Source organism: Streptomyces sp. NPDC088116 (assembly GCF_044741745.1).
Taxonomy (GTDB): Bacteria; Actinomycetota; Actinomycetes; order Streptomycetales; family Streptomycetaceae; genus Streptomyces.
The window spans coordinates 190,767-212,363 of record NZ_JBIUTF010000003.1; the positions used below are offsets into that span (position 1 = coordinate 190,767).

Below are 21,597 nucleotides of genomic sequence, written 5' to 3' on the forward strand. Positions count from 1 at the left end.
TCAGCATTTCTCAGTCATTGGTCCCAGTAGTGGCAGGAGACGGAGTGATCCGCGCCGGCCTGGTGGGACTGAGGCACTTCGGTCGCGCAGCGTGCGCGGGCCTGGGGACATCTCTGGTGGAATCTGCACCCGTCGGGCGGGTTCACCGGGCTGGGCGGCTCGCCACGAAGCGTGCCGAAGGTGGTCTCGGTGCCCGGCTCCTCCGGTAGCGAGGCGGCCAGCAGAGCCTGGGTGTAAGGATGGGCGGGTCGCTCGAACAGCTGCTCACGGGGCGCCACTTCGACGATCTGGCCGAGATACATGACGGCGACCCGGTCACACACATGGCGGACGACGCGCAGGTCGTGCGAGATCATCAGTACCGTGAGGCCGAGACGTTCCTTCAGCTCCATCAGCAGATTGAGGATCTGGGCACGGATCGAGGCGTCCAGCGCCGAGGTCGGCTCGTCGCAGATCAGGAAACGGGGCTCCAACAGCAGGGCCCGCGCCACCACCACGCGTTGCAGCTGGCCGCCCGAGCACTCCACCGGCCGACGGTCGAGGAACGACTCGTCGAGTCCCACCTGCCGCAGCATGTCCAGGATACGGGCGCGCCTCTCCTCGCGGGTGCCCACGCCGTGTTGTACCAGGGGCACTTCGAGACTGGTACCGAGCCGCATCCGGGGGTCGAGTGCCGCGTACGGGTCCTGGAAGACGAGCTGCATCGAGCGCCGCAGGGCCTTTCGGTCCGCGCCCTTGCGCCCGGAGACCTCGGCGCCGTCGAAGAGCACACGTCCCGCGTCGATCCGGGTCAGCCCGAGGAGGGCTCTGGCCAGCGTGCTCTTGCCGCAGCCCGATTCGCCCACGAGACCGAGGACTTCACCGACTTCGACACTGAAGGAGACGCCGTCGACGGACAGCACCTTCTGCCGCCGTCCGGTGAGCGAACGCGCGCCCGTCGGGAAGGTCTTGACCAGGTTCTCCACGCTGACGAGAGCGGGAGGCGTCGATGTCACGCGCTGACCTCCTCGCGTACGGGAACCCAACATCGGGACCGGTGCCCGGCGCCGCACGAGTGCAGGGTCGGCTCGTTGTCCTCGCAGCTCTTGGCGATTCCCAGGCCCTCGGCGACCGAACAGCGCGGGCGGAATCTGCACCCGTGGTCGAGCGCCCGGGACTGGGCCGCGCTGCCCGGAATGGAGTAGAGGCTCCCCTGCTCGGACCGGAGCAGCGAGGCCCGCAACAAAGCTTGTGTGTAGGGGTGTTGCGGATCGGCGAAGATGTCCCTCGTCGTCCCGTCCTCGACGATGCGGCCCGCGTACATGACGGCCACCCGGTCGGCGATCGAGGCGACGATGCCCAGGTCGTGCGTGATGAGCAGGACGGACAGACCCGACTCCCGCTGTTTGTTCCGGAGCAGCCGCAGTATCTGCGCCTGGACGGTGACATCCAGCGCGGTCGTGGGTTCGTCGGCGATGAGCAGCCCCGGCCCGCCGCTGAGAGCGGCGGCGATCATGACGCGCTGGGACATGCCGCCGGAGAGCTGGTACGCGTAGCCACGTGCCCGGCGCTCGGGTTCGGGGATCCCGACGTCCCGCAACAGGCCGACGACCTGTTTCCTCGCCTGCCGACGGCTGAGCCCGCGGTGCAGCCAGAGCGGTTCGGCGACCTGGTCACGTACCGTGGCCGTGGGATCGAGCATCGCCTTCGGCTGCTGGAACAGCATCGCCACCTGGTTCCCGCGCATCCGGTCCATGCTGCGTGGTGGCAGCCCCACCAGTTCCTGTCCTTCGAGCACGATCGAGCCGGCGGTGACCCGTGCTTCGGAGGGGAGCAGCCCCATCACGGAACGCGCTGTCACGCTCTTGCCCGAACCCGACTCGCCGACGAGCGCGACGATCTCGCCGCGCCCGACCGTCAGGTCGAGGCCGTCGACGGCGTGGGTGTGTGCGGCGTCGTTGAACTCCACGTGCAGGCCCTGGACCCGCAGCACGGTGTCACCCCGTTCAGGGGTGCCGTCGCTGTGTCGGCGCATGTCCGTTCTCCTCTCCAGGTACGGAGTTGTGGAGCCGGCGCCGCAGAGTCACCACGGCTTCGGCGAAGTGCTGATGCAGGGTGGCGAGCGCGGTGTCCAGCTCGGCCCCCGCGATCAGCCGGGCCAGCTCATGGTGTTCCGGCACCAGATCGTGGTGGGCGGGATCGGCCCCGGCCATCATGTGGAGGCAGAGCCTGGTCTCGGAGATCAGGGTGCTGAACATCCGGCTCAGGCGGTGGCTGCCGACGGCGTCGACCACCAACCGGTGGAAACGCACGTCGAGTTCGCCGACCGTGGACCAGTCGTCGTCCGCCGCGGCCGAGGTCATCTCGTCGAGTGTCCTGCGGAGCGCGTCCAGCAGTTCCGGGGAGGGTGGCTGGGTGATGACGCGGCGGAAGGCCGCGGCCTCCACCGCCTCCCGGGCGAAGAAGACATCGATGATGTCCTCCTCCGTGAGCACCGGGACGAAGACGCCCCGGTGCGGCTGGCTCGCCAACAGCCCTTCTTGGATGAGCCGTTGCAGGCTCTCGCGGATCGGTCCCCTGCTGACGCCCAGCCGTTCGGCGAGTTCGGTCTCGTGGAGCTGGCTGCCCGGCAGGAAGGTGCCCCGATGGATTCCGTCACGGAGTTGCTCGGTCACCAGCGAGGTGAGTGTCTTGCGGGAGACCGGGGTCATGGATGAGGTGTGCTTGATCGTCGGATCGCTCATGGTCATCGGACCGCTTCTTCCTTCGTCTGCCTGATTGGCGCCCCATCACTGCTTGTTGTCCCGTGGCTCCACCCCCTGGCCGATCAGGGAGACACTCAGCGCGGTGAGGAAGATCGCCAGTCCCGGCACCATCACCAGGAGCGGCATCTGCTCCATGTAGGGCTGGGCGTCGAGGAGCATGGCGCCCCAGTCGGAGTCGGGCGGCTGTACGCCGAGTCCGATGAACGACAGCCCGCCCACGGTGATCAGCTTGTGGCCGAACCGCAGGAAGCTGAGCGCCGTCAACGGCCGCATGGCGTTCGGGATGACGTGCCGGACGATGATGAAGGACCGTGAGCACCCCAGTGCCTCGGCCGCCTCGATGAAGTCGCGGCTGTTGATCTCCAGCGCCAGCCCCCTCATGAGGCGGGCGAAGGGGGTCCACCCCACGATGGTGAGCGCCGAGATCAGGGTGCCGTAGCCGGTTCCGAACACAGCGATGAGGAAGAGGGCGACCACGACGTCGGGGATGGAGATGAGCAGATCGACGACGCGCATCAGGAATTCGTCGACCATGCCGCCCACCCTGGCGCTGAACGCGCCGATCAGCGTGCCGACGACGACGGAGAGCAAGAGCGTGACGGCGGCGATCGAGACGGAGAACCGCCCCCCGTACATCAGCCTGCTCAGTACGTCCCTGCCCAACTGGTCGGTGCCGAGCCAGTGTTGACCGCTCGGGCCGGCGAGCCGCTGGGCGAGGTCCTGCGCGGCCGGGTCGTACGGCGCGATCCACGGGGTCAGGGCCAGGACCGCCACCATGACGACGAAGACGGCGGCTCCGGCGCGTACGGTCCAGGGCCAGCCCCGTACCGTGGCCGAGGACGACGACGCCGCTCTGCGTACCCCCGAGGTCGTCGGAGGCTTGTCATGGGGCCTGAGGTCCGGCGCTGGTTCAGTGAGTGCCATGACGGGCTCCCGCGGTCGGGTTGATCACTTCGCCGAGCAGGTCGGTCAGGGTGCTGACCACGACCGCCAGGGCCACCAGGCACAGCAGGCCGCCCTGGATGACGGGCACGTCCTGGTTGACGACGGCCTTGTAGACGAGCTGTCCCATCCCGGGGATGGCGAACATCACCTCGACGACGACCGAGCCCCCCAGCAGCCCGGCGAACCACAGCGAGGCCAGGGTCAGTACGGGCAGCAGCCCGTTCCGCAGGCCGTGCCGGACGAGGGTTCTGCCGGAGCTGAGCCCCCGGCCGCGGGCGGCGGTGATGTACGGCGCCTCCAGGACGTCGATCATCGAGGCCCTGGTCACCCGGGTGAAGTAGGCCAGGGGCCGGAGCATCAGGGTGAGCGCCGGGAGGATCAGGGACTCCGGCGAGTTCCACCCCGCCGAGGGAAGCCAGCCCAGGTAGCGGCAGAAGACGAGGACCAGCACAGGTGCGAGCCAGTACTCCGGTACGGCGACGAAGCCCTGGGTCAGAAAGGTCAGGCTCGTGTCGATCTTCTTGCCGGGCCTGGTCGCGGCCAGTGTGCCCAGGGGCACCGCGATAAGGATCGCGGTGCCCAGGGCGACGACGGCGAGGGTGAGGGAGACGCCGAGCGCACCGCCGAGGAGCTGTTCGACGGGCGTCCCGCTGGTGAAGGAGAACCCGAAGTCACCCCGTACCGCTCGGCCGAGCCAGCTCAGGTACTGGGCGAGAAGCGACTGGTCGAGCCCCAGTTCGGCCTTCATCGCCTCGACGGCGGCGGGGTCGACCGCCCGGTCCGACGACTGCGAGCGCAGGATCGTGCGGACCGGGTCACCACCGCTCAGGTACGGAATGAGGAATGTGAGCACGGACACGACGAACAGCGTGGCGATCATGACCACAGCCCGTCGCAGGGCGAATCTGAGCATTTCCTCACCTCCTTGATCCAGCCGTCAACGGCTATGTGAGGGCGTCCAGCGCGCGGTAGTACGCGCCGGCGAACGGCAGGAACCACGGAGGTCCGAAGTGCCCGGGAACGCGGGGGAAGTTCATCCCGCGCCAGATGTTCGCCTCGGGCTTGCCGTCCATGACGTCCGCCATCCGGCTGCCCATGTGCGTGGCCATCTGGACCCCATGGCCCGAGTAACAGGCGGAGTAGAAGAGGCCTTCGTGCTCTCCGGCATGCACCATCTGGTCCATGCTGATGTCCACCAGGCCGCCCCAGCAGTAGTCGATGCGCACGTCCTCGAGCTGCGGGAAGACGGAGAGCATCCCCTTGCGCAGGATCCGTCCGCTCTTGAGATCGGACTCCGGGCTGGACATCGCGAACCTTGCGCGACCACCGAAGAGGAGCCGGTTGTCGGGTGTGATGCGGAAGTAGTACAGGATGTTCTTGGAGTCGGACGCCATCCTGCGCGTCGGCATCAACTGGTCGACGACATCCTGGTCGAGCGGTTCGGTGACGATGATGAAGCTGCCGACCGGGACGATGCGATTGCGCAGCCAGCGGAACGACGACCCGGTGTACGCGCCGCTGGCGAACAGCACCTGGTCGGCGCGGAGCGTACCGACCGGTGTGGTCACGTCGTGCAGCTGCCCGCTGATCCGTCGGACCCCCGTCACGGGCGCCTTCTCCAGGATCCGCACGCCCAGCCGCTCGGCGGTGTCCGCGAGTCCGCGCACGAACTTCCCCACGTGCAGTCCGGCTCCCTGAGGGTCGGCCATGCCTCCGTAGTAGTAGTCGGATCCGATCTCCGAACGGATGTCCTCCTTGGGGATCAGCTTCGTCTCGTAGCCGATGAGGTCGTGCAGCGCCTCGTGCGTGCGCGCCAGACGTTCGTAGTGGGAGGGCCGGCAGGCGAGGTTGAGCTTGCCGTTCCGCTCGAAGTCGCAGTCGATCCCCTCCTCGGTGATCAGCTTCTCCACGGTGTCGATGGCGTCGTTGTAGGCGAGAAAGGAGGCCTTGGCGGTGGGGATGCCGTAGCGGGCGACGGCGGTCAGGAAACCGATGGCCAGCCCGGTGGTGGCCATCCCGCCATTGCGTCCCGAGGCACCCCAGCCGACGGTGTCCTGCTCCAGCACAGTGACCTGGGCGCCCCTGCGGGCCAGGTGCACCGCGGCGGACAGGCCGGTCAGTCCGGCACCTACGATCGCCACGTCCGTACGTCCGTCCAGCGCGAGGGCCGTACGGTCCGGGGCGGACGGAGCGGTGTCCAGCCAGTAAGGAATGGGCTTCACCGAGTTCTTCTTCCTCTCGTCGCGCCGCTGCGCGGGCGCGGGTCGGTCGGGGGTCGGGACAGCCTTGTCGCGGCGTCAGAGGCCGAGCAGTCCGGGCAGCCCGGTCAGGGACGGAATCTCGCTGTAGCCGTAGTACGAGGTGCTCGGCTCGTAACCGCGGTTGATGTAGACCTTGTTGGTGATCCGCAGGTCGTGGGCGGGGATGAGGTCGTAGCGCAGGCTGGACGACACATGCAGTACGTCGCCGGGGCCGCAGCCCAGCTCTCCGAGCATGTACTCGAACGCCTGGAGGCGCGGCTTGTACGCCTGGGCCTGCTCGGCCGTGTACACGGCGTGGAAGGGCGCGCCGAGTTTCTCGACGTTGCCGCCGATCTGGCTGTCCGCCGCGTTGGAGAGGATGACGAGCGGGTACGCGTCGGCGAGCTTGGCCAGCGCGTCCGGGACGTCCGGGTGCGGACCCCAGCTCGGGACCGAGGCGACTATGGTGTCGCCGTCGCTGTCGCGGTACTCCAGCTTCCACAGGGCGCTCGCGCGTCGCAGGGCGTTCTTGATGACCTCGGGGTAGGGCTGGTAGGCGCCGATGACCTCGTCGATCCGGTACGCCTCGAAATCGTCGAGGAAGTCCTCCATCCGGTCCTCGGTGACGCGGTCCGCGTACAGCCCGCGGGTGACGGCGGACATCTGGAAGTGGGTGAGGGTGCCGTAGCAGTCGAAGGTGATGTACTTGGGCCGGAAGTCGATCACGATGGGCTCCTTCTGTGTCTGTGCTGAGGCTGTGTCCCCGGTGAGGGTCACTTCGAGGCGACGTCGAGGTCGGCGGTCAGGGTGTAGTAGGGGTCGATGGAGTAGCCCGTCACCCGGCTGCCGCGTGCGACGGATTCCGTGTCGTGGACGAGGAAGACGTTCACGGCTTGGGACTGGAGGACGGAGGCGGCCTCCGACTCGATGGCGTAGCGCGTTTGCCGGTCGGTGGTGGTTCCGGCCTTGTGGATGAGGGCGTCCACTTGGGGGTCGCAGAAGTGCGAGATGTTGAAGCTGCCCTTGCAGCTGTAGTCGGCGGCCAGGAAACCCAGGGGGTCGGGCATGTCGCCGAGGTGGTTGCGTGACAGCAGCGTCATGTCGAAGTCGCCGGAGAGCATCTCCGGTTCCAGCGAGGCGTAGTCGGCGGTCTTGATGGTCACCGTGATGCCGATGGACTTGAGCTGGTCCTGGATGACGGCCGCGAGGTCGGCGAAGCCGGCGCCCTCGGTGTACGTGAGCAGCTGGACCTTGATCGACGATGGCTCGACACCGGCCTGGGCCAGCAGCGCCCTGGCCTTGGCGGGGTCCGCTTTCACGGGCTGCGCGCCGCTGGGAGCGAAGGGCTCAGTGGGGGCGAAAGGACCCACCGCGGGGCGCGCGGCGCCGAAGTAGACGGCCTGGTTGATCTTCTTGGTGTCGATCACCGCCTGGATCGCCTGGCGCACCTTCACGTTGTCGAGGGGCGCCTTCTTGTTGTTGAGGATCAGGCTGGTGGTCCTGGAGAGTTCCGCGGTGTCGACGCGTATCCCGCTGCTGCCCTTGAGGTCCTGCACGCTGGTGGCCGGCAGCTTCCTGACGAGCTGGGCCTCACCGGTCTGGATCTGGGTGGCCCGCTTCGCCCCGTCGGCGATGAAGCGCACCTCGGCGGAGGCGAGTTTGGCGCGCCCGCCCCAGTACGAGTCGTTGCGCTTCATGCGGACGGACTGCTGGGGAACCTCTTCGGCCAGGGTGAAGGGGCCGGTGCAGGTTCCTTTGGGCTCGATGCGGGACTTCCCGTAGGCCTGGGGCGCGAGGATGCCCGTGTTGGGTGTGGCCAGTCGCTCCGGCACCAGCGGGTCCGGTGTGACCGTCGTGACGGCGACCGTCCTCTTGTCCAGCGCTTTCACACCGGCTATCGCGTCCGGGCCGAAGGCGGCCGACGGCGCCTTCACCTTGAGGGCGTGCTGGAGAGCCGCGGTCACGGCCTTCGCGTCGAGCGGATCGCCGTTCTGGAAGGTGGCGCCGCTTCGAAGCGTGAACTTCCAGGTCAGGGGGGTGGTTTGGGTCCAGGACGTGGCCAGCATCGGGGCCAGTTCGCTGTTGTCGGCGTGGGAGACGAGCGTCTCCAGACAGCCGGCCTTCGACAGGACGAAGGCGTCGTCCGTCTCCAGGGCCCAGCCCGCCGCGGGGGCGAAGGGCTCATCGATCACGATGCTCGGGCCACCGCCGCCACTCTCGGCGGCGCCACCGCCGTTGTTCATGCCGCAGGCTCCGAGCGTGAGAGTCATCGCCGTCATCCCGCAGGCCATACGCGTTCTCTTCATAGCTGCTCACTTTTTCGATGAAGGTCAGGGACGCATGCCGGCTCCGGGGATTCAGCGCCGGTGGACGTTGACAAATCGCTGCGAGTGCCTTGCCGATGAACAGGAAACGTAGAGCCACACTCGGTCTGTTGTCTACAATCTTTCGTAAACAGTAAGTTGCTTACTGCCTTCATGCAGACCATCTGTCGGGGCGTCAGAAATCATCCGGATCCCCTGTCACCTGCGGTTTCATACCCGGACAGCACTGCGGCCCGCCGGGAGAAACGGCGGGCCGAAAAGTCCCGGCGACCGACGGCGGCCGGGAAGGAGTGCCCACCGCGGCCGTCCGGGAGCCCATCGTCACCGGGCGCGTGGGGTCTGCCGGGGCTGGTGCCGCGCGCCCGCCCTCGGGGCGGACGGCGCCATGCCGTCCGTCACGACAGTGTGGCGGCGATCACGGATGCCGCTTCCGCGATCAGTCTGTTGTCGAAATCGGCGTCCTTCTCATGGCGGTTCGACATGATCGCCATCACTATGGGGGCGGCGTCGGGGGGCCACACCACGGCGATGTCGTTGCGGGCGCCGTAGTAGCTGCCCGCTCCGGTCTTGTCGCCGACCGCCCAGCCCTTGGGCACACCCGCCTTGATGAGGTCGGCTCCGGTGATGTTGGTCCGCAGCCACTTCGTGAGCTGATGGCGTTCGCTCTTGTCGAGGACGTCGCCCAGGACATACGCGCGCAGGTCCTCGGCCATCGCCCGCGGCGTGCTCGTGTCCTGTGCGACGCCGGGCGTCCATCGGTTCAGTCCGGGCTCCCGGCGCTCCATCCGGGTGTCGTCGTCGCCGATCTCCTCAAGTGCCGCGTCCAGGCCCTTGGGTCCGCCAAGAGCGTCGAAGAGCAGGTTGGCCGCGGTGTTGTCACTGAAGCGGACGGCGGCATCACACAGCTCGCGGAGGCTCATCCCGGTCTCGACGTGCTTTTCGGTTACGGGGGAGTGGTCGATCAGATCGTCCTCGGCATACATGATCACCCGGTCCATCCCGTCCGGGGAGTGCTTTCGCAGCACGGCACCGGCGGCCAACGCCTTGAACGAGGAGGCGTAGGCGAACCGTTCGCCCTCGTTGTAGGCCACCTCGCGCCCGCTGCCGGTGTCGACGGCATAGACGCCCAGCCGCGCGTCGAACGTACGCTCAAGCTCCTCGAGGTCGCGGGCGAACGGCTTCGCCGCCGTGCGCGGTTTCGTCGGTGCGCCGGACGCGGACGGGGAGTTCGAGGAGGCGCCCTGGCCGCAGGCCACGAGCGGGAGGAGGGCGAGTGTGGCAAGCGCGCCAAGAGCGGTGCGCCGGGCACGGGTGTACTGCTGCATGTCCAAACCTCCGGGGCCCCGCACGCGGGGCGCGAAAGGGGATGGGGCCGCACTGCCCCATCCCGGTGCGTGGTCGTGAGTACGGGATCACCCTTTCCGCCGGGCGGCCATGCGGTCCAATACGCTCAGGCGCTGTTCCATGCCGAACTGGCATAGAGTTCATGCCGTGGATCTGGTGGGAGCGTGTCGCGCGTTTGTCAGTGTGAGCGAATACGGCAGTTTCACCGTAGGAGCGGACGCGGCCCGGATGTCCCAGTCGGTGGCCAGCCGCCGAGTCGCCGCCCTGGAGGAACACTTCGGTGAGCAGCTGTTCGAGCGCACGTCGCGGCGAGCCGTACTCACCCCGTTCGGCCGGGACATGCTGCCCGCGGCCAGGCAACTCGTGCGGTCGGCCGAGGTGTTGCTGCACGAGGCGGAAGCCGCCAAGCGCAAGCCGTGGCGGCTCGCGGTGCCCGGTGTCTGCTCCACGGCCGCTCTGGCGCGCCTTGTCGCCGAGGCGCGCGGACACGGAGTCACCCTCGATCTGCGTATCGCGGCGCCTGCGCGCCGCAGGGAGCTGATCCACTCCCAGCAGGTGCGTGCCGCCCTGCTCGCGGTGCCCGCGGACGAGGCGGCATGGTCCGTGCCGCTCGGACTCGCCGGTGCCCAGGACCTCGGCGTGAAGCGCGTCTACCTCGAGACGCTGCGGGTCGGACGGGCCTTGCCCGGCCCGGCCCGCCGTATCTGGATCCAACCGGAGGATGATGTGCCGCACATCCGTGACCCGTTGACACGGTTGCGCGACGCGGTCGGCCTGCGCCCCGCCCAGGTCGCCTCCGCCGCCGACCTGACGACCGCGGCGGCGGAGGTGCTCTGCACGGGCGACCTGCTGCTGTGTTCCCCCGCGCAGGCCGAGGACCTGGCCCTGAACTGGCGGCCCATCGGTGAGATCACGCTCAGCCGGGGGTTCGCCCTCGCCGCCGCCGGGGACGGCAATCCGCAGCACACCGAAGCGCGCCTGGGCGATGCCATCGCCCGCTGCCTCGGCGCCGGAACCCGGTCGGCCGCCCCGGACGGCGCCGTGACGGGAGGGGCGGCGGCGTGAGTACCGAGTCACTGCTTCGCGACATGCGCCGGCAACTGCACGACAGCGGTCTGCGCGGCTGCCTGCTCGTGCGCGATCTGCGCACGGGAGAAGAGGTGGGGATCGAACCGGACACCCCACTGCCCGCCGCTTCCCTGGTCAAGGTCCCGCTCGCGCTGGCGACGGCGGAGCGCATCCGCCGGGGCGAGCTCGACGGAGCGACGATGCTCGATGTGCGACCCGGACGGATCACCACGCCCGGCCCCACCGGGCTGACCCGGTTCCAGCACCCCGCCCGGATCGCGATCGACGACCTTCTCTACCTGAGCACCTGCGTGAGCGACGGAACGGCCGCCGACGCGCTGTTCGACCTCACCCCGCCCGCGCAGGTCGCCGGCATCCTCCTGGATCTCGGCCTCCGCGGCCTCACGGTCCGGCACACCATGCGCGAGCTGGCCGACACTCCTGTGGAACGCTTCGACGCCGCCGAGGTCCATCTCGCCCACGCTCTCGCCATCGACGCCGGAACCAGCGGCCGCGGACACCGGGTGCCCCAACTCGACACCACCCGCGCCAACACCGGCAGCGCACGTGCCCATGTCGAACTGCTCCAAGCCCTCTGGACACCATCGAAGATCGACCCCGAAGTGGCCGGGCGCGTGCGCGGTCTCATGGCCAACAACCTGATGCGCCACCGCCTCACTCCGGACTTCAGCTCCGACGCCACCACCTGGTCCTCCAAGACCGGGACGCTCCTCAACCTCCGCCACGAAATCGGGGTGGTCGAGCACTCCGACGGCCAGGCGTTCGCCATCGCGGTCCTGACCGAGTCACTCGTGCCGGCCAGTACCCAGCCCGGCGCCGACGCCGTCATGGCGCAGGTCGCCCGCACACTGCGTGACCACCTCCGGCAGCTCTAGAGTCCTCTCGCCGAGAACCTGCCGCTCATGCCGACCCCAACTCTCCGCCCCGGCTCTCCCGCAGCCCCTCGACGCCGCGCCCCAGATCGGCGAGGCGGTCGGCGAGGCCGGCCGCCTCGGCGTCGCCCGCCTCGCGCAGCAGCAACTCGGCCTGGGTGAGCCGCCCTACGATCTCCGCCAGCCGCTCCTCGTACCCCCCCGACGCGTCCTCGATCCGTCTCTCCGGACCGCCGCGGCCCGCGGGGGAGCCGGCCGGGTCTCTTTCGGCGGCCAGCTGTCTTCCCAACTTCTCTGTCTGCGCGGCCAGTTGACTGTTCTTGCGGTGCAATTCCAGAAATACGTTCACCTTGGTGCGCAGCAGCCAGGGGTCGATGGGTTTGGTCAGGAAGTCGGCGGCGCCGATCGTGTATCCCCGGTACGCGTAGTCCGCGTCGGCATCCGCGCCCGTCAGAAGGATGATGGGTACGTCCTTGGTCTGGTCGAGGCGCTTGATGTTCGCGGCGGTCTCGAAGCCGTCCATGCCCGGCATCAGGACATCGAGCAGTACCACCGCGAACTCCTGCCGCAGCATCGCCTTCAGCGCCTCTTCGCCGGATTGGGCCCGTACGAGTGTCCGGCCGAGCGGTCCCAGGACGGCCTCCAGCGCGACCAGGTTCTCCTCCATGTCGTCCACGATCAGGATGCCGGCCTTGTCGGAGGCATTGGTGCTCATGATTCCCGCCTCGGCGAGCCGGCGTCCCCGGACCCGGCCTCGCCGCCGTCCCCGCTGTCCCCGTCCCGGGCCCCGCCGTTCCCGTCCCCGGCACCGGCTTCGGCCGTCCCGTTCCCGTCCCCGGCGGCACCGGCCTCGGCCGTCCCGGTCCCGTTCCGCCGGTCCAGCAGGTCGCAGACGGCCGACAGCAGCCGGTCGACGTCCACGGGCTTGGGCACGTAGTCGTCGGCGCCGCTGTCGATCGCCTTCTCACGGTCGCCGGGCATGGCCTTCGCGGTGAGCGCGATGATCGGCAGGTCGGCGAGGCGTGCCGTGCCACGGATGGCCCGGATCGTTTCGTATCCGTCCATCTCCGGCATCATGACGTCCATCAGGACCAGGGAGACATCGGGGTTGCGGTGCAACGCGTCCAGCCCCTCGCGGCCGTTCTCCGCGTACGTCACGGTCACGCCGACCCGGCCCAGTACATGGGTGAGTGCGAAGACGTTCCGGATGTCGTCATCGACGATCATGATGCGCCGCCCGGCCAGCACACGGCCGGAGTGTCCGCTCAGCCACTCCTTGAGCCGTGTCGTCTCCGGCCAGGAGGCGTCCTCACTGTCGGTGTCCCCAGGGGCCCGTGTGCCGATCAGGCTGTCCGTACCGCCGAACGCACCGCTCGGCGCGTGGTCGGTGGAGTCCGGCGAGGGCTCGGCCCGCGGGGAGAGCACGGGGGGTACGGAGGAGGCCGCCGTGGCCCGTGGCGCGGACGCGTCGGGCGCGGGGCGTACGCCGGAGAAGGCCGAGGGCACGTAGAGCGTGAAGCGGGATCCCACGCCGGGCTCGCTCTCGGCGACGATACGGCCGCCGAGCATCCCCGCGATCTCCCGGCTGATGGACAGGCCGAGCCCGGTCCCGCCGTACTTACGGCTGGTGGTGCCGTCGGACTGCTGGAACGCCTCGAAGATGACGGGGAGTTTCTCCGCCGGGATACCGATTCCGGTGTCCTGCACGGCGAACGCGATGACGGCGTCGGCGTTGCGCAGCGTCTCCTCGTCGAACTGCGTCCCCGGCACGCGTTCGACCAGGAGCTGCGCCCCGCCCGTCGAGGTGAACTTCAGCGCGTTGGACAGCAGGTTGCGCAGGATCTGCTGGAGGCGCTGTTCGTCGGAGAACATTTCGCGCGGTACGTCCTCGCCGACGGTGATCTCGAAGGTCAGGCCCCGGTCGGTGGCGAGCGGCCGGAAGGTGGCGTTCACGTAGTCCAGCAGTTTCACCAGCGGCAGCCGCTGCGGGCGGAGGTCCATCCGGCCCGCCTCGATCTTCGACAGGTCGAGGATGTCGTTGATCAGCTGAAGGAGGTCGGAGCCGGAGCGGTGGATGGTCGCCGCGAACTGCTCCTCCTTGTCGGACAGCCTGCCGTCGGGGTTGTCGGCGAGCAACCGGGCCAGGATCAGGAGCGAGTTGAGAGGGGTGCGCAGCTCGTGCGACATATTGGCCAGGAATTCGGACTTGTACTGTGACGCGGTCGCCAGAAGCGCGGCCTTCTCCTCCAACTCGGCGTTGGTGCGCTGGAGTTCGTTCGAGCGCTGACGCAGCTCGGTGGTCAGGCGCTGCGATTCGGACAGCAGCGACTCGGTGCGGGCATTCGTGATGATGGTGTTGATCGAGACGCCGATGGTGTTGACGAACTGGTCGATGAAGGCCAGATGGACCTCGCTGAACCGGCTGAAGGAGGCCAGCTCGATCACCCCGAGTACTTGGTCCTCGTAGAGGACGGGGAGGATGACGACGCTGGCCGGGAGCGCCGCCCCGAGCCCGGAGTTGATGGTGATGTAGTCCGGTGGGGCGTCGGTGATGAGGATGGGCTTCTTCTCCAGCGCGGCCTGCGCGACGAGGCCACGGCCCGCGGCCCCGGCCGTCGGCAGCGGGTCCTGGTTCCGGCCGGTGCCGTATCCGGCGATGAGTTCCAGACCCTCGCCCGACTTCGCACCGGCCTGGGTGAGGAAGAACGCCCCGAACTGCGCGTTGACCAGGGGGGTGAGTTCGCTCAGGATCAGGTCGGCGACCTCGACCAGGTCGCGGTGGCCCTGCATGAGGCCCGCGATGCGGGTGAGATTGGACTCCAGCCAGTCCTTCGCGCGGGTGGTCTCGCGCAGATTGGCCACCATGAGGTTGACGTTGTCCTTCAGCTCGGCCACCTCTCCCTGTGCCTCGACCGAGATGGACGCGGACATGTCGCCCTGGGCGACGGCGGACGCGACCTCGGCGATGGCCCGGACCTGAGTGGTCAGATTCGAGGCGAGTTCGTTGACGTTGGTGGTCAGGCGCTTCCAGGTGCCGTACACCGCCTCCACCCGGGCCTGGCCGCCCAGTCGGCCCTCGCTGCCGACCTCGCGGGCGACCCGGGTCACCTCGGAGGAGAACGACGACAGCGTGTCGACCATGGTGTTGATAGTGGTCTTCAGCTCCAGGATCTCCCCGCGCGCGTCCACATCGATCTTCTTCGACAGATCGCCCTGGGCCACCGCGGTGGCGACCTGGGCGATGTTGCGGACCTGTGAAGTCAGGTTCGAGGCCATGAAGTTGACGTTGTCGGTCAGTTCCTTCCATACGCCGGACACTCCGCGTACCTGGGCCCGGCCGCCCAGCTGCCCTTCGGTGCCGACCTCGCGGGCGACCCGGGTGACCTCGTCGGCGAACGCCCGCAGCTGCTGGACCATGGTGTTGACGGTGTCCTTCAGCTCCAGGATCTCGCCACGGGCGTCCACCGTGATCTTCTTCGACAGGTCGCCGTCGGCCACCGCCGTGGTCACCTGGGCGATGTTGCGGACCTGTGAGGTCAGGTTCAGCGCCATGAAGTTGACGTTGTCGGTGAGTTCCTTCCAGACCCCGGACACTCCCCGTACCTGGGCCTGGCCGCCCAGATTTCCCTCGGTGCCGACTTCGCGTGCCACGCGCGTGACCTCGTCGGCGAAGGACGACAGCCGGTCCACCATGGTGTTGATCGTCGACTTCACCTCGAGGATCTCGCCCTTGGCCTCGACCGTGATCGTCTTGCTCAGATCCCCCTCCGCGACGGCGGTGGCGACCTGGGCGATGTTGCGGACCTGGGTGGTGAGGTTGTCCGCCATGAAGTTGACGTTGTCGGTGAGGTCCTTCCATACGCCGGAGACCCCGCGTACCTGGGCCCGGCCGCCCAGACGGCCTTCGGTGCCGACCTCGCGGGCGACCCGGGTGACCTCGTCGGCGAACGCCGACAGCTGGTCGACCATGGTGTTGACGGTGTTCTTCAACAGCCGGATCTCTCCCCGCGCGTTGACGGTGATCTTCTGCGACAGGTCACCGTTGGCCACCGCCGTGGTCACCTGGGCGATGTTGCGGACCTGTGAGGTCAGGTTCGACGCCATGAAGTTGACGTTGTCGGTGAGGTCCTTCCATACGCCGGAGACCCCGCGTACCTGGGCCCGGCCGCCCAGCTCTCCCTCGGTACCGACCTCGCGGGCGACTCGCGTGACCTCGTCGGCGAACGCCGACAGCTGGTCGACCATCGTGTTCACGGTCAGCTTCAGTTCCAGCAGCTCACCGGTGGCCTCGACCGTCACCTGCTGGGTGAGGTCACCGCGCGCCACCGCCGTGGTCACCACCGCGATGTCCCGCACCTGAGCCGTCAGCCGCGAAGCCATCGTATTGACAGCCTCGGTCACATCCCGCCAGTCCCCGGACAGCCCCTGCACCTTCGCCCGCCCGCCGAGGCGGCCCTCGGTGCCGACCTCACGGGCGACCCGCGTCAGCTCGCCCGTGAACTGCGACAGCTGGTCGACCATCCGGTTCACACCGCTCCCCAGCCGCCGCAGCTCCCCACGGAGCTGACGATTGCCGTCGTGCATGTCCACCCGCTGCGTGAGGTCTCCCGCCGCGACCGCGTCCAGTACGCGCGTCGCGTTCGCGACCGGTCCCACCAGCGCGTCCACCAGCTGGTTCATCGCGTCCACGTTCGTCGCCCAGGTGCCCTGGCCGGGGCTCGCCGCGATCCGCTCGTCCAGCCTGCCCTGCCGCATCACCTCCTTGCGGACCCGTTGCAGCTCCGATCCCAGATGCGCGTTACGAGTCACCAGCTGGTTGTAGACGCTCGCCATCTCACCGAGCACACCCTCGCCCGTGTCTTCCACACGCACGGTGAAGTCGCCGTCGCGCATCGCGTTCATCGCGGCCAGCAGCGGTCGCAGCTCGGTGGCGCGTATCCATTCGCCCCCCGGCGTGGAATCGGGCGGGCCGCAGGCGTCGGCGGACTCGGTGGAGCGACGGGGCGGACGGGCGGGCGGTGTGGCATCGGGCGCGGCCGGGTCGGGTGCCATGATGCCCCCCTTCTCGGCAATCAACCGGTATGCCTATTTCTGTCATAATATGGCAGCCAGTGAGTCTCATCATCCGAAGAGCCCAGGAGCCGCACGTGCGGTCTTCGTCTCCGCTCACGCGTGAATCGGTCTCGCGGGTGGCACTGCCCGGGAATGAGCGTGCGCCCGCCGCGGCCCGCGAACTGGTGCGCACGGCGTTCGCCGAGCGCGCCGAGGCGGCGGTCCCCGGGGCCCAGGGAGCCGACGGCCGGATGCTCGACGACGCCATGCTCCTCGCCAGCGAACTGGTCACCAACGCGGTTCTGCACGCCGGCACCGGAATCGAGGTCGTCTGCCGTTTCGAGGCAGGCGACAGTCTCACGGACGCATCCGATGTGGGCGGGCCTCTCACCGGACCTTTCACCGGGCCTGTCCCCGGCCTGGACGGTCCGGACGAACCGGTCCGGGAGAGTGTGGTCATCGAGGTGGTGGACCTCAACCCCACGGGCGTCGTCGACGGCGGGCGGAAAGCGGGACGCCGCGGCCGGGGTCTCCAGCTGGTCGCCGCCCTCGCGGAATCCTGGGGCGTCACCTACCACCACACCAGGAAAGCGGTGTGGTTCCGCCTGGACGACATGGCGCCCGACCTCGGGGCCGGGGCACGGAGCGCCTCGTTGGGCGCCGTCGCGGGCGATCCGGAGACCGAGGGCCTCGCTCGTGGCGCGCCGCGGCCCGATCCCGGCTCCGCCGAGCCCCTCGTCCCCGCCCCGCCGGGTGTCCGGCACGAGCGGTCCACCGAGTGGGCCGCCCGCGGCGGGCCGTCCTTCCTCGCCGAGGCCAGCGAACTCCTCTCCGGGCAGCTCGACGAGCACATGGTCGCCGCCCTCGCGGGACAGCTCCTGGTGCCCCGTCTCGCCGACTGGTGCGCGGTGTGGCTGACCACCGAGAACGGCGAGCTGCGGCTCTCCCGCGTCTGGCACACCGACGAGCGCCTCATCGGCGCGCTGCGCGTGGTGCTGGAGAACGACCCCCCGCCCGCCGGAACCGGCGTCTCTGGCCTTCCCTGGCCCTGGCCGGAAATCGCGGACCCCCAAGGAGTGGGCGGCTCCGCCCTGGCCTTCCCCCTCGTCGCCGGCGGCCGCGGATACGGCATGCTGCTCCTCGGCCGGGCCGGCGTCTCGCGGATGACGGAGGGCGTCGTACGGCTCGTGGGGGATGTCGCGCGACGGGTGGCCCAGGCTGTCGCCACCGCCCGGCAGTACACCCAGCAGGCCACGATCAGCCGGGCGCTCCAGAGCCGTCAGCTCCCCGCGTCCCTCGCCCGTATCCCGGGTGTCGACACGGCGGTCGTCTACGAGCCGCACGGCGAGGGGCAGACCGTCGGCGGTGACTTCTACGACCTGTTCCCCATGGGAGGAAGCCGCTGGTGCTTCCTGCTCGGTGACGTGTGCGGCAGCGACCCCGAGGCGATGTCCGTCACCGGTCTGGCGCGGCATCTGGTCCGGCTGCTGGCCCGCGAGGGGCACGGCGTCGAGTCCGTACTCGGCAGGCTGAACCTCGCCCTGGCGGAGGAGAGCGCCGAAGCCGTGGCGCTCGGCGGTGAGCAGGACCGGCCGCGCTTCCTGAGCCTGCTCTACGGCGAGTTGGAGCCCGACCCGGACGCGGGCTGCGTGCACTGCACCCTCGCCAGCGCGGGACACCCCCTGCCGCTGCGGCTGTCCGCGAACGGCGCGGTGGCACCCGCGGCGGGCCCTCAGATGCTGCTCGGCATCGACGAGGAGACCGAGTTCCACGCCGACACCATCGACCTGGCTCCCGGTGAGACGCTGCTGTGCGTCACGGACGGTGTGACCGAACGCCGCAACGGCGACCGGCAGTTGGACGACGACGACGGCCTCGCCGAGATCCTGCGCGGCTGTGTGGGCCTGGGCGCCAAGGCCGTCGCGGAGCGAGTGCGCCGCGCCGCGCACGACTTCAGCGCCGAGTCGGTCGACGACGATCTCGCCGTGCTCGTGCTCGAGGCGGCGCCGCTGCCGGAGCCCCGTCGAGTCTGACGGGAACACACAGCCTTCTCCCACGACTGCTCGATTCCGTTCCGTTCAGGTCCCGGTGCTCGCTCGAAGACCACGCGGGGCACACAGGGGGCGCGAACAGGTTGTCAGCCGGAGTCGAACGCCCTTTGTGGGCATGGGAGTTGGACTCCGAAGCGATCAGTGTGCCGGGAAGAGCTGGTGAATGCGGGGGACATGGATCAGCTCTTCCCGGCTGAACCATGATCACTGAGCGGCCGACCGTGTACATAGGGCCGAACAGCCCCATCCCGGGCCGACCGGCCCTACCTGCCGGGGGGCAGGTGGACGGCGGGCGGGGCCGGAGGCTGTCGTAGGCTGCTGCGCGAAGGCCGGAGCCTGTTCGACAGTTACCGGTGAGCGGACACAACACACCCGGGAGCGGCATGGCCGAGACGGCGCACACACCACCGGCGTTATGGCCCCAGCCGAGTCGTCCGGACCGGATGCACAGCCTTCTGGACGCCGTGATGAGCCTGGGCCGCGGCCTCGAACTGCCCGAGGTGTTAAGGGGGATCGTCCAGGCCGCGGTCACCCTCACCGACGCGGAGTACGGGGCGCTGGGAGTCGTCGGCGACGACCGGAAGCTCTCGGAGTTCGTGCCCGTGGGCATATCCGGCCGGCTCGCGGCGGAGATCGGGCAGACGCCCTGCGGACGGGGCATCCTCGGCGAGCTGATCCACAACCCGGAGCCGTTGCGTCTGACCGATCTCAGCCGGCATCCGCGCAGCTACGGCTTTCCCGCGCACCACCCCCCGATGCGTACGTTCCTCGGGGTACCGGTGCGGGTGCGCGAGGAGGTCTTCGGCAATCTGTATCTCACCGAGAAGCGCGGTGGTTCGGGCTTCGACGCGGACGACGAGGCCGTACTGACCACCCTGTCCATCGCCGCCGGTGTCGCCATCGACAACGCCCGTATGTATGACGAGAGCCGGCGCCGTGAGCGCCGGCTCGAAGCGCTGGGCGAGATCACCCGCACCCTGCTCTCCGGCACGGAGGCCGGGCAGGTGCTGCATCTGATCGCCGAACGGGCGATGGAGGTCGCGGACGCCGACTGCGCCGCCGTGATGCTCCCCTCGGTGGCCGACGGCGAGCACCGGCTGACCGTGGAGGTGGCCCACGGCCACGGCGCGGCCCGGGTCTGCGGCCTGTCCGTCCCCGCGACGGGCTCGCTGGCCGGGCTCGCGGCCCGTACGGGCATGCCGGTGGACAGCTCCGACGTACGGTCCGACCCCCGGGCCCACCCCTTCGGTGACGGTACGGATGACCTCCTCGGGCCCGTCGTCGCGGTGCCCCTCCAGATCGAGACCGGCGCTCTGGGGGCTTTACGATTAGGCCGCTTGACGGGGCGTCAGCCCTTCGACGAGACCGAGGTGGCGTTGGTCTCGGGCTTCGCCGACCAGGCCGCGATCGCTCTCGAACTCGCCCGGCGACGCGCCGAGTCGGAGGAACTGGCGGTCCTTCAGGACCGTGACCGTATCGCCCGCGATCTCCACGACCTCGCGATCCAGCGGCTGTTCGCCACCGGCATGACCCTCCAGAGCACCACGCCGTCCATCGCGGACCGGCCGCACGCGGCCGAACGCGTGAGCCGGGCCGTGGACGACCTGGACACCACCATCCGCATCATCCGGTCCACGATCTTCGATCTGCGGACCGTGGACCACTCGGGCCGGTCCGGTCTGCGCCGCCGGATGGCCGAGACCGTACAGACCGCCGCCCGTGCGCTCGGATTCAGGCCGGCGCTGCTGATCGACGGCCCGGTGGACACCAACATCCCGGACGAACTGGCCAAGCAGGTCCTGGCGGTCGCCGCCGAGGCCCTCTCCAACGCCTCCCGGCACGCGAGGGCCGGCCGGATCGAAGTCGCCCTGACCGTCGGCGACATGGTGAACCTGACCGTCACGGACGACGGCGTGGGCATGAGCCCGGCAGGTCGTAGGGCCGCCGGCAACGGGCCCGGGAGTCACAGCGGCGGCCTGGCGAACATGCGCACCAGAGCGCGACTGCACGACGGCACACTGGCCGTCGAGGCGCCCGAGGACGGCGGCACGCGCATCGTGTGGCAGGTGCCGCTGCCCGGCTGTGAGGCCGAGCACCGGACTCGTTGACCCTCGCGGCAAGGATCGGCCGGACAGGGCCTAGCCGCCGCCGCAGCGCTCCCCGTGCTCTCGCCGGTCCCGGACGCGTCCCGCGATCATCGCCGCCTGGATACGGCGGCCGACGCCCAGCTTGGACAGGATCGAGGAGATCCGGTTCTTGACGGTCTTCTCGGCCAGGAACAGCCGGTCGGCGATCTCGCGGTTGGTCATTCCCTCGCCGATCAGCTCCACGATCTGACGCTCCCTCGGCGAGAGCCGGTCCAGTTCGGACTCCGGCGACACCGGCGCCTCGGGCTTCCCGGCCGGCGGTGTGTCGTGCGGACCGCGTAACCGGGCCATCACCCGCGATGTCGTGCGGGGGTCGAGCATCGAGGTGCCGGCCGCCACCGTACGTACCGCCGCCACCAGATCCGCGCCGTTGATCTGCTTCAGCACATAGCCCGCCGCGCCCGCCATGATCGCGTCGAACAGCGCCTCGTCGTCGTCGAACGACGTCAGCATCAGACAGGCCAACTCCGGCATATTGGCCCTCAGTTCGCGGCACACCTCAATTCCCGCGTGGTCGCCGCCGCGGTCCTCACCGAGCCGTACGTCCAGCACCGCCACCTGCGGGCGTGTGGCGGGCACCCGGGCCAACGCCTCCCGGGCGTCCGCCGCCTCACCGACGACCTCGATGCCTTCCTGCGCGTCCAGCAGATCGCGTACCCCGCGGCGCACCACCTCATGGTCGTCGAGGATGAAGACGCGTACCGGCTCGGGAGGGGCGGGGGAGGCGGTGGGAGAGGAGGACTCAGTCACACGATGCTCGTTCGGTCGGTGGGCGGTCGGTGGGCGGTC

The 21,597-nt window shown here is 69.3% G+C and carries 16 protein-coding genes; 4 read left to right on the forward strand and 12 right to left on the reverse strand.

What is annotated here, in order from left to right; all coding sequences use genetic code 11:
- Window positions 1-14: 14 nt before the first annotated feature.
- The 9 genes from ACIOJD_RS13345 to bla all read right to left on the reverse strand — a co-directional run bounded on the left by ACIOJD_RS13345 (window position 15) and on the right by bla (window position 9,578).
- Window positions 15-995, reverse strand: a complete 981-nt coding sequence (locus ACIOJD_RS13345; RefSeq protein WP_401912140.1) for an ABC transporter ATP-binding protein — start codon at window positions 993-995, stop codon at window positions 15-17.
- Window positions 992-2,014, reverse strand: a complete 1,023-nt coding sequence (locus ACIOJD_RS13350; RefSeq protein ID WP_401912143.1) for an ABC transporter ATP-binding protein — start codon at window positions 2,012-2,014, stop codon at window positions 992-994. The genes ACIOJD_RS13345 and ACIOJD_RS13350 overlap by 4 nt, the downstream gene beginning before the upstream one ends.
- Window positions 1,986-2,729: a GntR family transcriptional regulator gene (locus ACIOJD_RS13355; RefSeq protein ID WP_401912144.1), complete on the reverse strand. Its 744-nt coding sequence runs from the start codon at window positions 2,727-2,729 to the stop codon at window positions 1,986-1,988. The genes ACIOJD_RS13350 and ACIOJD_RS13355 overlap by 29 nt, the downstream gene beginning before the upstream one ends.
- A 39-nt stretch (window positions 2,730-2,768) precedes the next feature.
- Window positions 2,769-3,668, reverse strand: coding sequence for an ABC transporter permease (locus tag ACIOJD_RS13360; RefSeq protein ID WP_401912146.1), 900 nt, complete (start codon window positions 3,666-3,668; stop codon window positions 2,769-2,771).
- Window positions 3,655-4,602, reverse strand: a complete 948-nt coding sequence (locus tag ACIOJD_RS13365) for an ABC transporter permease (RefSeq protein WP_401912148.1) — start codon at window positions 4,600-4,602, stop codon at window positions 3,655-3,657. Before ACIOJD_RS13365 ends, ACIOJD_RS13360 begins: the two co-directional genes overlap by 14 nt.
- A gap of 31 nt (window positions 4,603-4,633) precedes the next feature.
- Window positions 4,634-5,911: an NAD(P)/FAD-dependent oxidoreductase gene (locus tag ACIOJD_RS13370; protein WP_401912150.1), complete on the reverse strand. Its 1,278-nt coding sequence runs from the start codon at window positions 5,909-5,911 to the stop codon at window positions 4,634-4,636.
- A gap of 75 nt (window positions 5,912-5,986) precedes the next feature.
- Window positions 5,987-6,655 carry a haloacid dehalogenase type II gene (locus ACIOJD_RS13375; RefSeq protein ID WP_401912153.1) on the reverse strand — a complete coding sequence of 223 codons (669 nt, stop codon included), beginning with the start codon at window positions 6,653-6,655 and terminating at the stop codon, window positions 5,987-5,989.
- Window positions 6,656-6,702: 47 nt separating this feature from the next.
- The gene (locus ACIOJD_RS13380) at window positions 6,703-8,235 is read right to left on the reverse strand and encodes an ABC transporter substrate-binding protein (RefSeq protein ID WP_401912156.1); all 1,533 of its coding nucleotides are present in this window, start codon (window positions 8,233-8,235) and stop codon (window positions 6,703-6,705) included.
- Between the two features lie 413 nt (window positions 8,236-8,648).
- Complete coding sequence (gene bla / locus ACIOJD_RS13385; protein ID WP_401912159.1) at window positions 8,649-9,578, reverse strand: class A beta-lactamase; 930 nt, start codon at window positions 9,576-9,578, stop codon at window positions 8,649-8,651.
- 166 nt (window positions 9,579-9,744) lie between these two features.
- Here bla and ACIOJD_RS13390 point away from each other — a divergent pair, with 166 nt between their 5' ends.
- Window positions 9,745-10,662 carry a LysR family transcriptional regulator gene (locus tag ACIOJD_RS13390; protein WP_401912160.1) on the forward strand — a complete coding sequence of 306 codons (918 nt, stop codon included), beginning with the start codon at window positions 9,745-9,747 and terminating at the stop codon, window positions 10,660-10,662.
- Window positions 10,659-11,561, forward strand: a complete 903-nt coding sequence (locus tag ACIOJD_RS13395; RefSeq protein WP_401912162.1) for a serine hydrolase — start codon at window positions 10,659-10,661, stop codon at window positions 11,559-11,561. The genes ACIOJD_RS13390 and ACIOJD_RS13395 overlap by 4 nt, the downstream gene beginning before the upstream one ends.
- A gap of 25 nt (window positions 11,562-11,586) precedes the next feature.
- Here the strand turns inward: ACIOJD_RS13395 and ACIOJD_RS13400 are convergent, their stop codons facing one another.
- A complete protein-coding gene (locus ACIOJD_RS13400) occupies window positions 11,587-12,273 on the reverse strand; it encodes a two-component system response regulator (protein WP_401912164.1) in 687 nt (228 codons plus the stop codon).
- A complete protein-coding gene (locus ACIOJD_RS13405) occupies window positions 12,270-16,610 on the reverse strand; it encodes a HAMP domain-containing protein (protein ID WP_401912166.1) in 4,341 nt (1,446 codons plus the stop codon). Before ACIOJD_RS13405 ends, ACIOJD_RS13400 begins: the two co-directional genes overlap by 4 nt.
- A gap of 251 nt (window positions 16,611-16,861) precedes the next feature.
- Here ACIOJD_RS13405 and ACIOJD_RS13410 point away from each other — a divergent pair, with 251 nt between their 5' ends.
- On the forward strand, window positions 16,862-18,643 hold the full coding sequence (locus ACIOJD_RS13410) for a SpoIIE family protein phosphatase (RefSeq protein WP_401913855.1): 1,782 nt from the start codon (window positions 16,862-16,864) through the stop codon (window positions 18,641-18,643).
- Window positions 18,644-19,044: 401 nt separating this feature from the next.
- Window positions 19,045-20,769 carry a GAF domain-containing protein gene (locus ACIOJD_RS13415; protein ID WP_401912169.1) on the forward strand — a complete coding sequence of 575 codons (1,725 nt, stop codon included), beginning with the start codon at window positions 19,045-19,047 and terminating at the stop codon, window positions 20,767-20,769.
- A 30-nt stretch (window positions 20,770-20,799) separates the two neighbouring features.
- On the opposite strand, the gene ACIOJD_RS13420 is transcribed toward ACIOJD_RS13415, so the two are convergent.
- A complete protein-coding gene (locus tag ACIOJD_RS13420; RefSeq protein ID WP_401912172.1) occupies window positions 20,800-21,558 on the reverse strand; it encodes a response regulator in 759 nt (252 codons plus the stop codon).
- Between the last annotated feature and the right edge of the window lie 39 nt (window positions 21,559-21,597).